Here is a 13,762-nt window from a genome sequence, read left to right as displayed (position 1 = left end):
ATTAACTGTGCCTTGCCTCAGCCGGTCACGCGGCTGTTGGGCCGCCGCGGACGGCGCTTCGGAGAAGAAGATGATTTTCTTAATATTTGCAAGCTGAGCCGATCGAGCTTTGTTTCAAACTCATCAGGACGATCTGCCGTCCCGCTCGAGACGAAATCGCTGTCGCCGTGGACGGGCAACTCTCCCTCCCCGCTTGGGCCGGCAATGGCCTGGGCCAGGAGAAACCCTTCTAAAGTATAGAATTGCGGCATGCCATCCGCCTTCGGCCGATGGTCTGATGACAGCGCCCCAACGGCAATGCTCGCCGACAGATCGGGCTGCGCCGCGTCATCCAGCAGGGTCGCCGATGAGACGTCGTGCCGCGGCATTTCAGGATCGGCTGTGCCCTCCACCAACAGGGTCGAGGTCTTGCCTTGCAACGTGGCGAGAACCCGCGCAAGTGAGTCGCCGCGGCGAGGCACAACGCCGACACGGCAGAACACCTTGGGCCGGGGGCTTGCAGCTGCCTGCTGTGCCACTTGAGCCTCTGTGGCTCGGGTGCTGTAGCACGAGAGCCGGAGAGGCAAGCCGTAGGTGCGGCTCCAGACCTGCGCCTTGGCCTCAAGGGCCGGCCACAGGCGCGGATCAAAGAGGCACACATGCACCGCGAGCGGCCGATCACTTGTCGTGAGCGACAGCGCGAGGACAGTGCGATGCAGAGCCTCTAAATCCTGCTGGACGAACACAACGACGTCAGCACTGACCTGCTCCGGTTCCGAACCCAGATCTCGGCGCTGCAGGAGGCCTGGTGCCGCATGAGTGCCGGTCGTTGCGAGCGGATGGAGGACTGTCGGGAGTGTCGCTGGATCGACCCATGCCAAAGGGGCAAAGTCGCGGGCCAAAGCGGGGTTGCGGGGATCAGCGACATCGACCGCGCGGATCCAGGTAAAGTAGGACTGTCCCGCACAGTTCCATGACAGTTTCACGCAGCCGAGGTCCGCCTGGGGCGCGGACGCTTTGACGATAACCTGCTGCTGCCACTTCAGGTCGTTGCCATCAACCTCGCGCGCGACGATGTCGATGGCCAGCGGGTCCTTGGCGCCGAAGGCTTCGAGGCGCACATCATGGATACCGACAGCAGCATCGGCAATGCGCAGAAAGACGGCCACTTCACGCGATGGCAAGCCGACGGCTCGAACGATTTCGACCCCGAGCGTGTCCGGGGAGACAACCGCGTGTTGCCGGCACTGGCTGGCGACCCACGCCCGGAGCTCCGACGAGGGCTGTTCCACACCGACGTGCAAGGCCTCGACCAGGTTCGTCGCGTCGGTTCCGGCATCCGCAAGGGGGAGTGCAGACCGGGGTGGCCGTTCGTTGAGTTGAAGCCGAATCAGAGTGTCGGAGAGCTCCAGATACAACGGCGATCCGACGGCCCCGTCGAGCCACAGGGCCAACCTGCCGTCTGCCTGATGAAGCACTTGGCCCGCCACACGCTGCAGCCCGTCGGCCGTCACCGTGTAAGCAATGATCTGGCTTCCGTCGTGCTCCGCGTGAACATCGAGGATGCAGCCCTCGGGGAAGGCTTTGACGAGGTGACCCGGCGCCTGCCAGGCACTGATGAAGGCGAGATAGCGCTCAAGGACAGGTGCGGGTCCGTTGGCTTGCGTGAACCGACTGGCCACAAGGCCGAGCGCCCGCCGGGTTTCAACGTTGTCCCAGCGCGCAAGCCGTGCCACCGCCCGCACGGCGGTATTCTGCCCCTCGTTCGAGGCCACGAGCAACTCACACTCGGCCCCGTCACGAAGGTTCATCCCGTCGAGCAGCAGGACTTCTAAATTCTGACCGGGCCGGACCAGTTTTTTCCGCTCGACGACGGACATGGCAACGCCGCCTACCTGCACGCCAGCAAGCGTGGCGTTCTCCAGCTGAGAACACCACGCGAAGGCGGCACTGCCCGACCATGGGATCACAAAAAGCGGAAGAGCTTCCGGCTCTTGCGAGACCGGAAGCTCCCCCTTGTTGTTAGGAGTGACAGACATCAGAAGTGGAAGAAGGAACTGTCAACTTCGTTGGGATCGTAACCCACCAGCTTGAACTTGGTGCCATCGCTCTTCACCGTCACGATCGTGTTGCCATGGCCATCGCTCTTCAGCGACAGGGCGCTGAGCTTGTTGGCAGCGGTGGCCGACAGGTCAATCACGTCCTCGCCCGCCTTGAAGTCGGCGATCGTGTCCATGTCGCTCTTGGAACGGTCGATGTCGAAGGTGTCATGGCCCGCGCCGCCCAGGAGGCGATCGGAACCCGAGCCACCAAACAGACTGTCGTCGCCATCACCACCCAGCAGTGTGTCATTGCCAGAGCCACCGAAGAGCTGGTCGTCGCCGACCATGCCGCTCAGCGAGTCATTGCCGCTGTCGCCGTAGAGACGATCGTCGCCAGCGTCGCCAAACAGACGATCATTGCCACTGCCACCGAACAGGCTGTCGGCATCATCACCGCCGTAGAGGCTGTCGTTGCCGGAGCTGCCGCTCAGGTAGTCACGGCCAGCGCCGCCCTTCAGCAGGTCATTGCCGCTCTCGCCGTAGAGACGATCATTGCCGGCATCACCGTAGAGGCGATCACTGTCCTTGCCGCCATACAGCCGGTCATTGTCATCGCCGCCGTAGATGGTGTCGCGACCGGAATCGCCCTTCAGCAGGTCGTTGCCCGTGCCACCTTTCAGCAGATCGCTGTCATCGCCACCGTAGAGCGAGTCATTGCCGGCATCGCCGAACAGGCTGTCGCGACCGTCCTCACCGAAGATCGAGTCACGCCCGTCGCCGCCTGCCGCAACGTCATTGCCGCGACCAGCCTTGATGGAGTTGTTGCCATCGTTGCCGGCAATCACGTCGCCCAAGGTGCTGCCCGTGACTTTGGCATTGGCGTCGCCGGTCAGCACCACGCCACGGAAACCCGTGCCGCTGATGTTGATCGAGCTGCTGGTCACGACCGTGTCAAAGCCCTTGGGAGAACCCGAGAACTTCGCGAGCTTGTCGCCGCTGCCAAGAACTACGAGATCCGACGCACTGGTGCCCTTGACGGTGTCCTTGGATCCGTTGTCGAAGTTCCTGAACTTGTATGCATCGTCGCGGAGATTGCTCGGAATCCCCTTAAGAAAATAACTATACGCTTCCGGTGAGACATGACCGTCCCACACACTTCCCACGCTTGCCATGAAATACCCCTAATAAGAGCGATTTTCGCCCGTTCTCGTGGTTTCTTCCGAAGATTTTCATATACCTCGCCGGAGGTACTAAAGCTGTAACAGATTCATCACAGGTGAGCTATATTTTCCTCCAGTAGGTTAATTATTTTTTATCTAAAGCATCTGCCCCGGTCCCAGGCCCGCCATTGCGCTGGGTTCGGCCGCGTTGCGCACGCTAGTTGGCATCGATAAACCATCCCCGGAGACTTTGGGCCCGGGTTCCCCGATTGTGCAGGCGCCGCGACGATGATTGGCCGACGCCAAGACTGCGTTGGGCGAATCAGAGTTCGTGCGATTGAAGCTGCGCCAGCAACATCCGCCCGTATTTCGTCTTGGAGAGCTTGGTCGCCACCTCTTCGAAGCTCCAGCGGTCGATCCAGCCCTGCCGGTAGGCGATCTCCTCGGGCGACGCGATCAGTTGGCCCTGGCGGGACTGGAGGACGCGCACGAACTCTCCGGCCTCCAGGAGTGATTCGTGAGTGCCGGCATCGAGCCAGGTGTAGCCACGTCCCAGTCGCTCGACGTAGAGGTTGCCCTGGTTGAGGTAGACGTTGTTGAGATCAGTGATTTCCAACTCGCCACGGGGTGAGGGCTTGATGCTCTTGGCGATCTCGACGGCCTGCTCATCATAGAAATACAAGCCGATCACCGCCCAGTGGGATTGCGGGACGGCCGGCTTCTCCTCGATGGAAGTAGCCCGGCCGTCCTGGTCAAAGGCCACGATGCCGTAGCGCTCAGGATCCTCGACCCGGTAGCCGAAGACGGTGGCGCCTTCCCGCCGTTGATGCGCCTGCTGCAGCACCTCGGTCAGGCCATGGCCGTAGATGAGGTTGTCGCCCAGCACCAGGCAGGACGGGTGGCCGCGCACGAAGTCTTCGCCGATGATGAAAGCCTGGGCGAGACCGTCGGGGCTCGGCTGCACCGCGTATTCGAGGCGAACGCCCCACTGCTTGCCGGTGCCCAGAAGCCTCTTAAAAGCCGCCTGATCCTCGGGCGTCGTGATGATCAAGATGTCCTTGATCCCCGCCAGCATCAGTGAGGTGAGTGGGTAGTAGATCATCGGCTTATCGTAGATCGCCAGCAGCTGCTTCGAGGTCGACAGCGTCAGCGGATGCAGGCGCGTGCCTGATCCTCCGGCCAGGATAATTCCCTTTCGATCCATGCCCCTCCCCTATGTCTCGTTTGTTTTCAAGATGGCTGTCGCTTGATTGCTCATGCGGCCGAGCCAAGCCGTTCACCGCGGTAGACACCGGAGCGGATGCGCTCCCACCAGGGACGGTTCTCCAGGTACCAACGCACTGTCTTCGCCAGCCCGGTCTCGAACGTCTCCTGCGGCACCCAGCCGAGGTCGCGGCCGATCTTCGCTGGATCAATCGCGTAGCGCTGATCATGACCGGGCCGGTCGCGCACGAAGGTAATCAGGTTCTGGCGCGCTCCGATTTGCTCGTCCGGCGCGATCTCGTCCAGGATCGTGCAGATCGCCTGCACCACCTCCAGGTTGGTCTTCTCGTTGTGGCCGCCCACATTGTAGCTTTCGCCCACCTTACCCTCGAGGGCGATCAGGGCGAGCGCCCGGGCATGGTCCTCCACGTAGAGCCAGTCGCGCACGTTCGAGCCGTTGCCGTAGACCGGCAGGGGCTTGCCTTCGAGCGCGTTGAGGATGACGAGCGGGATCAGCTTCTCGGGGAAGTGGTACGGCCCGTAGTTGTTCGAGCAGTTGCTCACCACCACCGGCAGACCGAAGGTGTGATGCCAGGCGCGGACCAGGTGATCCGAGGCGGCCTTGGAGGCGGAGTATGGCGAGCGCGGATCGTAGGCGGTGGTTTCCGTGAAGTAACCGTCAGCGCCCAGGGAGCCGAATACCTCGTCGGTGGAGATGTGGTGGAAGTGGAAGGCCTCCTTGTCCGCACCCGACAGGCTCTGCCAGTGGGCAAGTGCTGCCTGCAGCAGGATGTAGGTCCCGACCACATTGGTCTCGATAAACTCGCCCGGTCCATCGATGGAGCGGTCGACATGGCTCTCGGCCGCCAGGTGCATGACGATGTTGGGGCGGAAGGCGGCAAACACCTCCCGCAGCTTGGGCGCATCCAGGATGTCGGCCTGGACGAAGCGGTAGCGCGGGTTGCTGGCGACTGGCTGGAGCGAGTCCAGGTTGCCCGCGTAAGTCAGCTTGTCGAGCACGAGCACCTGGTGCTCGGTATCATGGATCAGATGACGGGCGACCGCCGAGCCGATGAAACCGGCGCCACCGGTGACCAGGATCCGCTTCGAGGTTGAGGGGTAAGACATTGGAAATCCTGAGAGGTGGTGGGCTACACCGGTGCCTGAGCCGTCTGGTGACGGAAGGGCGAAACGAAGTCGGCAAAGCTTGGCAGCCTCTTATCCTTGTCGGAGAGGATCGCCTCCTCTGGCTCTACCGGCCAGGTGATGCCAATCATCGGGTCGTTCCAGGCCAGCCCTGCATCACATTCGGGCGCATAGAAGCCGTCGACCTTGTAGGCGACCTCCGTGTTCGGCTCCAGGGTGCAGTAGCCATGGGCGAAGCCGTGCGGCACAAAGAGCTGCTCGCCGCCCTCTGCCGTCAGCGTCTCGCCGACCCAGTGCCCGTAGGTGGGTGAGCCGATGCGAAGATCGACGGCCACGTCAAAGATGCTGCCGCGTAGCACCCGGATCAGCTTCGCCTGGGCCTCCGGTGGGCGCTGGAAGTGCAGGCCGCGCAGGGTGCCTTTCTGGGCGGAAAAGGCCTGATTGTCCTGAATGAAGGTGACATCACCCAGGACGTCCGAGAAGGCGCGGGTGCTGTAGGTCTCGGAGAACCAGCCTCGTGCATCGCCGAAGCGGCGCGGGGTCAGGCAGATGACCTCAGGAATGTCAGTTTGGCGAACAATCAAATTGGGCATTGGCGAACCGTTGCAAATAATTAACGTCTCATTGAGACTAAAGCGCTCTTGTGCACGCATCGTGGTGCGAGGGCAGAGCCGCGCGGGCGCCACCCTGTCCAGATTTTGGCGGGCTGAGCCTGGTCCGCCGTTCCCCTGCAGACCTTACTGCTCTGCGGCCGCGATCATTGCATCCAACGTATCCCGCAGCTGTCGCGCAAAACGAATATCAAACCGCAGCCGGGCCGCGATCACATGCTGGGTTTCCACGCCACCGCCCGGCAAGGGCTCCTGGTGCCAGGTGCCGAGCACGAGATTCGACACCGGGCCAGGCGACACGGCCAGAACCGTATCGACGAAGACGATCGGAGCGTTTTGCGGATCAAAGATTTCAGGCGCGTCAGTGTCGTTCTTGGGGGCGCCTCTGAAACGAACTTCTTGGACCATAAGTCAAATTCCTAACGTGGAGGAGTAAGCGAATTAACGGCAGCCGGAGCCAGTGGCCCGCCGCCAGCCCGAGGGCTGATGCAGGTTGGCGTAGAGGGCCTGATGGCGGGCGAAGTGGATATCGTCGGCGCTGGACCGCGACCGCGCGAGATCGTTGAGGCGCTGCGGGCTGGGCTTGATGCGCTGGCGGACGATTTTGCGCATCAGCTCCGCGAGAGCGCCGGGGCTGCGGGCCGGAAACAGCAGATCGGTGCTGCGGTCGATCTTCTCGGCCATGCCGCCGATGTTGGCACAGATCAAAGGCCGTCCGGCAATCCGGGCCTCTTGGATGACAACGGGAGAGTTCTCCCACCAAATTGAGGGCATAATGATCCAGTCGCACACCGCCATGAGATCGCTGACATCCTCGTTGCGGTAGCTGCCCATCTGGCGCACGACATCCTTGGTGTCGGCCAAAAGCTCATCCACCCGCTTACCGAATTCAGACTCGCGGTAGTGCTTGTTCTCGCCGTGGATCCGGATCTCGATGGACTCGCGGATCTCTTCCGGCAGCGATGCAGCGGCCTGCAGGAGGAGGTCGATGCCTTTGAACGGGTTGATTTGTCCAAAATAGCCGAACACGACGCGCTGATTGGGGTCCTCGTCATCGTCCCCTGCCCTCTCGTCAGGCGTTGCGGCGAGGCGGGCCTGCCCACGGGTCAGAACACCGGCATCGAGCAGGTTTTCGATGACATGGATCTTCTCGGCCGGCACGCCCCAGGCGACGTAACGGTCTTTGAGAAACTCGCTCGGGGCGATGAACTCGTCGATGTGGTCGAACATCGTCTTCAAGATCGTGTTGCGCACGAAGAACTTGCCCGCGCTGGTGGCCGGGAAGCACAGCCCGCACTCGGCAGGCGATGCCGCATAGCACAGGCGGCCGTCGACTTTCACCATCTGGCCGTAGTTGGAGCAGATGGCTGCGTATTCGTGGGCTGTGAAGACCACCTTGACGCCGGCCTGCTGGAAGAGCTCGAAGATCTCGACACCCCAGAACAGGAAGTGATGAATGTGCACGACGTCAGGCTTGATCGAGTCCACCAGCTCGTCCACGAGCTGCTTGAGCACGTCATAGCCAAAGCTCTGGAATGTGAAGCCGTCGACCGGTGGCGGCGCCACCAGGATCTCGTCCGGACGGCCCCGGAAGCTACCGAGATTGGCGCTGTGCCCGATCGCCTGGTGCTCGGCCCGGGCGACGAACACCACTTCGTCGATGGTGGCGTCCTGTTTGAGGCGCTGAAACAGCGAATAAGCCGCCCGCTCCGCGCCGCCGGCGCTCAGCTCGGGATGCCCGTGCGAGAGAATGATCATCCGCATAGTGGTCTTCTCAATTCCTGATGGTGCCGGGTGCGCGGGGCCGGAAGCCGGCCCCGCGGGGGGCTATCGCTCTAGGCGCCGACAGCAGCGCGCTTTTTAACTTGAATACGACGCACGGGCTTGGCCTCGGGCTCCGGCGGGGCGAGACGGGTCTGCCAGCGCTGGTTGAACGAGACACAGTTCATGTAGGTCACCATCTGCCGGAGGTCGCCGTCACCCATGCTCGGAATCGACTGCCGCTCGAGATGGTACAGCCCCGGCCGGACGAAGACCTGCATCTCGGCGCCGAGCTGCTCGGCGCGCAGGCAGAGGTCGGCGTCCTCGAAGTCGCCGCGCTCATAGACCGTGTCGAATCCGCCCAAGCGGCTAAAGAGGTCTGACGAGAGGGCCATCAGGGCCGCCGTCACCGCCGGCGCGCTGCGGATGGTCTCGCCGCGGTACAGCCCGAAGGGTAAGCCCTTCATCGGATGATCCGCCAGATGCATGCCGCCAACCAGCGTCGACTGCGGGAACTCCATGCCGATGTGCTGGATGGTGTTGTCCTCGTACAGGAGCGAGAACCCAACCACGAGGTCCGGCTCACCCTCCTCCTGTCGCGCTCGGATGGCCTCAGCCGCCTCGTGCAGCGGCGCCGGATCCGTCACCATGATGTCCGAGTTCATCAGGAACACAACATCGCCCGAGGCCGCCATGAACCCGAGGTTGTTGGCGCGGCCGTAGCCGTAGTTCTCGGCGTTCTGGAGGAGGAGCGTTGGGACAGTGATGGACTTGCTGCGGCTGGCGAGCCGGCTGTAGATCTCCGGCCAGATGCGGGGATCGTCGACAACCAGAACCAGCTCGAAGCCGGGGCCGAGAACCCGCAGGAGGTGGTACACGCAGTTCAGGAAGAACGCATCGCCATAGAACGGGATGATGATCGATGCGAGTGGCTCGCCCTTCCGCACCGCGGGGCCGAAGCGAAACGGCTTGGCGAAGGCCTCGCTTTTTGGAATGGCGAGGAACGGGCGGTAGACTTGGCTGACAAGATCCTTGGGCAACGACTGGATGTCGCCGAAGGAATGCCGGACGATGTCCAGCGCTTCCTGGTTGTTCCTGCGCGGGTTCGTCTTGACCGGACCATAGAACGTGGTCCGGTCACGGGCAGGGTCGCACTCCACGAAGAAGAGCTCACGCACGCTGTCTTCGGCTTCGGCCGGAAATACAGCGGCAAAGCCATGCGTATCGGTGGCGCTCCTGAAGGCGCCGGAGTTTGCGAGGTGCTCATGCACGTCGAGACGGCGGCGAAGGGCCCAATGGGCCTTGGGCACGAAGGCCCTCAGATCCCCGGTGACCACATGCACGTCGCGGTCCCCCAGCCCGGCAATCCATCCATCCAGCACGAGACCAGATGCGCCAGCCACCGCACGGTCGATAAAAGATGGGCCCAAGGCTTCGATCGACTCAACTTGAACCAAAGACAGCAGCGCCGATGCGATCTCCGCAGGCCCGGCCTCGCGAACGATCTCGAGGACGGCTTCACCGAGGTCCGTTTTGGCCAACCGCTGGGGTGTGAAGTGACCCGGGTTAATTACCGAGCGGGTTGCGTGCCCCTGCTCGTCGTACAGGGTGACCTGGACCGGGAGGCGATCATTGATCTGGCTTGCGCCGTCGGGTTCCACGAAGTGTGCCAGATAGGTGTAGGTGCGCCGGCCTGATCCGGTCCTCCTCGCCTCCTTCGTGAGATTGAGGGAGAGGGGCAGATCCGAGCCGCCATCCGGCAGAAGCCGCCAATCTTGGCTGTCGGAAGAGAGGGACACGTCACCCTGAGCAACCTCAAGCGGGCCGACCGCATCGGGCTCCTGATCCGCTGTGATACGCAAAACGGCGAAAACGATGCCCCACAGGGCAAATACTTCTTTTACTTCGGAAATCATCTTTGCCGAGCCCCTACGGCGTGGAGAGCATATTCATACAGCGCGTTGCGCAACCGCTCTTCTGCACGTCCGATGGGGATGTTTGCTTTAACCATAGCCCAGTGGTCAAGTGCACCGGTCTATTTTCTCTGTTCTCTGTCCAGCGACAAAGTAACCCGCATGACGCCGGAGGGATAATACTGGGGGTATGAGCCGGTTTGCGACACCTAGAATGCGCCGACGGCGGAAATGCCAAGATTTGGAGAATAGAGATGAGCTTGGCAAAGGTCCGGTGGCTGCCTTTCTCCTTTGCTGTGGTTAGTAACCTACTCACCGCGCTTCGTCTTGGCACAGCGAATCAGCCGCGCCCGGCAAGAGCAAGCTCTCTCGCGATTCGCACCTCACCGATGGGACTGTTGGTGGGATATAACCCAAGAACCGCGTGTCGGCATGTCTGAGATGGGATGCCTCTTGCCGTCCATGGTGCTGCGCGAATCTGCCCGTCGTTCGCAGGGGATGGCGCAGCACCGCCTTTGTGGGCCTTGGGTTATGCTGCGCCTGCGCGCAGCAGGTCCAGGTAGTGCACAAGGCCGACGGGCCTGCTGTTCTCGACCACGACGAGGGCCGTGATCCGGGAGGCTTCCTCCATCTCCAGGGCACTGGCCACGAGAGCATCCGGCGCGATCGTGCGCGGGGTCTTGGTCATGATTGCCGTGACCGGCAGGGTCGCGAGGTCGGGCCTCAAGTTGCGGCGCAGGTCGCCATCGGTGACGATACCGGCAAGCATGCCGTCGCCATTCACCACGATCACGGCGCCGAAGCCCTTGCGGCCGATCTCATTGATGGCTTCATCCATGCGGGCTTCGACCCCGACGACCGGCAGGCGCTCGCCCTGGTGCATGATATCGCGGACGAGCTTGAGGCGAGCGCCGAGCTTGCCGCCGGGGTGGAACACTTTGAAGTGTTCTGCCGTGAAGCCGCGCCTTTCCAGGAGAGCGACCGCGAGGGCGTCACCCAGGGCCAGCTGGATCGTGGTCGAGGTGGTGGGCGCCAGGCCGTTGGGGCAGGCCTCCTTGGCCTTGGGCAGGGTCAGGCAGATGTCGGAGGCGCGCCCAAGGGTCGATTCCGCATTCGAGGTGAGCGCGATCAGGGGCACCCGGAAGCGGCGGGAATAGCCGATGATGTCGGCAAGCTCCGCCGTTTCGCCCGACCAGGACAGGGCGATGATCACATCGTCCGTCTGGATCATGCCCAGATCGCCGTGGCTTGCCTCCGCCGGATGGACGTAATGGGCAGGGGTGCCGGTCGAGGCGAGGGTCGCCACGATCTTGCGACCGATATGGCCGGACTTGCCCATGCCGGTGACGATGGCCCGGCCCTTGGCTGCGGCGATGGTCTCGACAGCAGCCGTAAACAGAGGTCCAAGGCCGTTGCCGATGGCCTCCATCAGGATTGTCAGGCCGTCCCGTTCGGTCTCGAGCGTGCGCAGGGCCGAGGCGACAGCCTGATCGGGGGCGTGAAGGATTAATTTCGCAAGTGTCATAGCCGGCCTCTAGCATAGGAGGGTGCTCCGGCGAAACCCTCAGTGGAGCCCTTCAGCTTGCCTTCTTTTGCCGCAGCCACGCCTTGAGCTGCCGGCGACAGTCCGGCAATCCGGCGTCATCGAGATCTTTGGGACTTTGGCAAAAGGTTAATACCTCCTCGGGAACACATGCGCCTTCGCTGTTGCCCGGAAGGGCTCCTACTCTGGCCTGCCCTTGGCAAGCGCGTCGAAAGCCTTCAGCTGCGCGAGCAAGGCTTCAAGCTCCTTCAGCGGCACCATGTTGGGGCCGTCGGACGGCGCCTTGTCCGGATCCTGGTGCGTCTCGATGAAGACGCCGGCGACGCCAACCGCCACGGCCGCACGGGAGAGGACGGGCACGTATTCGCGCTGGCCGCCCGATGTGGCGCCTTGGCCGCCGGGCTGCTGCACGGAGTGGGTCGCATCGAAGATCACCGGGGCGCCGGTCTGGGCCATGATCGGCAGAGACCGCATGTCGGATACGAGGGTGTTGTACCCGAAGGAGGCGCCGCGCTCGGTCAGCATGACGTTCGGGTTGCCGGCAGCCTTCACCTTGGCGGCGACGTTCGCCATGTCCCAGGGCGCGAGGAACTGGCCCTTCTTCACGTTGACCACGCGGCCAGTCTTGGCGGCGGCCACGAGCAGGTCGGTCTGGCGGCAGAGGAACGCCGGAATCTGGAGAATGTCGACCACCTGCCCCACGGCGGCGCATTGGTCGTTCTCATGCACGTCGGTGATCACCGGCAGTCCATAGCGCTCCTTCACCTCAGCGAAGACGGCGAGAGCCTTGTCGAGGCCGATGCCGCGGGCGCTGGAGATCGAGGTCCGGTTCGCCTTGTCGAAGGACGATTTGTAGACGAGGCCGAGGCCAAGCCGGCCGGTGATCTCCTTCAGGGCTGCAGCCATTTCAAGCGCGTGATCGCGGCTTTCCATGGCGCAAGGTCCGGCGATGATGCTGAGCGGCAGGTGATTGCCGAAGCGGACGGAGCCAGCATTAACCACGTTGCCGGATGGTAAGACATTAGTCGAATTAGTCATTGTATCCAGGAGCCTCAAAGAGTTTTCCTCTGAAAGCCTGATACTCGAGCCCTCGTCAAGCGAAAGATCAGTAACGGACTTCGACAAAGGCAGTACATGATTTAACGATCGACTGAATGGCCTCGGATTGTGATCCACCTCGGACCGGACGGATAGAAGCACAACTGTACTTCACGGAGCATCCGCCAGATCTAACTTTCAATTCTATCGTTTAGGTCACTTGGCTGGCCGCCGTTCAAGGAAGACTCAAACGAGACGATCAAATTCTTTTCCGTCCCACGATGATGTCGCGTGCTCTTTGCAGATCATGTGGGGTATCAACGCCCAGCGGCACGTCGTTGACGACGACGGCATCGATGCGCATGCCGGCCTCCAGCGCCCGAAGCTGCTCCAGCTTCTCGCGGACCTCAAGGGGAGAGGGTTTTAATCGGACGAAATTCTGCAGCGCCTTGCGGCGATAGGCGTAAAGGCCAATGTGATGATAGAGCGGGCCATCGCCATAGGGTGCCGTCGCACGGGTGAAATAGAGGGCGCGGAAGCGGCCGGGGGAAACCGGGCTTCCCACCATCTTCACCACGTTGGGGTTGGACTTCTCCTCCTCCCGCTCGATGCCGGCGACCAGCGTCGCAAGATCGACGGCGGCATCCGAAAGCGGAACGATGGAAGCGGCAATGGCCATCGGATCAATCGTCGGCAGGTCGCCCTGGACGTTCACGACCACGTCGTGCCGTCCGTCCGGGTCGAGCTTTTCCACAGCCTCGAAGATTCGGTCGGAACCGGAGGCATGATCCGACCGGGTCATGACCGCCTGCCCGCCTGCCCTGATGACCGCCTCGGCGATCTCGGCAGCGTCCGTCGCCACCGCCACAGGCCCGATTCCCGCCTCCATGGCGCGGCGCCACACATGGACAATCATGGGTTCGCCGGCGATCTCGGCCAGGGGCTTGTTCGGCAGCCGGGTTGCGGCCAGGCGGGAAGGAATGAGGACGATCGGGTCGGACATGACACTGTTTTTCAAGAAAGTTGCGGGTCCTTAGCAAAGCGGAGGCGCTTTGAACAGGTTACCTGCTTCGGCAAAGCACTCGGCACCACTGATGGCATTTGAACTTGGAGCATCCTCTCTCAGACACTGGCGGGAAACGGTACGCAACCCCGCTTTCGCATGAGCCTTCCGTTCTCCATGGGGCTCACATAAATCGCATTAACCTAAGCCGTACCAGCTTTGTCGGTCAGATTTTGAGTGCGCTGTCTTGAAGCAGCACCGGCAAGCGAACCATCGCCGTCCAGTACAATCACGGCCCCGTACCTCTCGCGTCGCGCATGATGTCCCGGACAAGCCTGAGGCGGGCACCGAGCGTCCCGCCGG

11 protein-coding genes are annotated in these 13,762 nt (G+C 62.4%); all 11 read right to left on the bottom strand.

Annotated features, from left to right (window positions below):
• Positions 1-17: 17 nt before the first annotated feature.
• On the bottom strand, positions 18-1,859 hold the full coding sequence (locus tag ILT44_RS21390) for a hypothetical protein (RefSeq protein WP_204241647.1): 1,842 nt from the start codon (positions 1,857-1,859) through the stop codon (positions 18-20).
• Between the two features lie 158 nt (positions 1,860-2,017).
• Complete coding sequence (locus ILT44_RS21385; protein ID WP_204241646.1) at positions 2,018-3,193, bottom strand: calcium-binding protein; 1,176 nt, start codon at positions 3,191-3,193, stop codon at positions 2,018-2,020.
• A gap of 310 nt (positions 3,194-3,503) precedes the next feature.
• Positions 3,504-4,385: a glucose-1-phosphate thymidylyltransferase RfbA gene (gene rfbA / locus ILT44_RS21380; RefSeq protein WP_204241645.1), complete on the bottom strand. Its 882-nt coding sequence runs from the start codon at positions 4,383-4,385 to the stop codon at positions 3,504-3,506.
• 50 nt (positions 4,386-4,435) lie between these two features.
• Positions 4,436-5,512: a dTDP-glucose 4,6-dehydratase gene (gene rfbB, locus ILT44_RS21375; protein WP_204241644.1), complete on the bottom strand. Its 1,077-nt coding sequence runs from the start codon at positions 5,510-5,512 to the stop codon at positions 4,436-4,438.
• A 23-nt stretch (positions 5,513-5,535) separates the two neighbouring features.
• Positions 5,536-6,123, bottom strand: a complete 588-nt coding sequence (rfbC, locus tag ILT44_RS21370) for a dTDP-4-dehydrorhamnose 3,5-epimerase (RefSeq protein WP_204241643.1) — start codon at positions 6,121-6,123, stop codon at positions 5,536-5,538.
• 144 nt (positions 6,124-6,267) lie between these two features.
• Entirely contained in the window at positions 6,268-6,549 is a 282-nt protein-coding gene (locus ILT44_RS21365) for a hypothetical protein (protein ID WP_204241642.1), read from the bottom strand.
• A 33-nt stretch (positions 6,550-6,582) separates the two neighbouring features.
• Positions 6,583-7,905 (bottom strand): glycosyltransferase family 4 protein, encoded by a 1,323-nt coding sequence (locus ILT44_RS21360; RefSeq protein WP_204241641.1) that lies wholly within the window; start codon positions 7,903-7,905, stop codon positions 6,583-6,585.
• Positions 7,906-7,976: 71 nt separating this feature from the next.
• Complete coding sequence (locus ILT44_RS21355; protein ID WP_204241640.1) at positions 7,977-9,818, bottom strand: glycosyltransferase family 2 protein; 1,842 nt, start codon at positions 9,816-9,818, stop codon at positions 7,977-7,979.
• 526 nt (positions 9,819-10,344) lie between these two features.
• On the bottom strand, positions 10,345-11,340 hold the full coding sequence (locus ILT44_RS21350; RefSeq protein WP_204241639.1) for a KpsF/GutQ family sugar-phosphate isomerase: 996 nt from the start codon (positions 11,338-11,340) through the stop codon (positions 10,345-10,347).
• 198 nt (positions 11,341-11,538) lie between these two features.
• Entirely contained in the window at positions 11,539-12,396 is an 858-nt protein-coding gene (gene kdsA, locus ILT44_RS21345) for a 3-deoxy-8-phosphooctulonate synthase (protein WP_204241638.1), read from the bottom strand.
• Between the two features lie 259 nt (positions 12,397-12,655).
• The gene (locus tag ILT44_RS21340) at positions 12,656-13,399 is read right to left on the bottom strand and encodes a 3-deoxy-manno-octulosonate cytidylyltransferase (protein ID WP_204241637.1); all 744 of its coding nucleotides are present in this window, start codon (positions 13,397-13,399) and stop codon (positions 12,656-12,658) included.
• Positions 13,400-13,762 lie beyond the last annotated feature (363 nt).

Origin of the sequence: Microvirga arvi (assembly GCF_016892765.1) — a bacterium.
GTDB classification, from domain to species: domain Bacteria; phylum Pseudomonadota; class Alphaproteobacteria; order Rhizobiales; family Beijerinckiaceae; genus Microvirga; species Microvirga arvi.
This window is presented reverse-complemented; position numbering and strand designations above follow the sequence as displayed.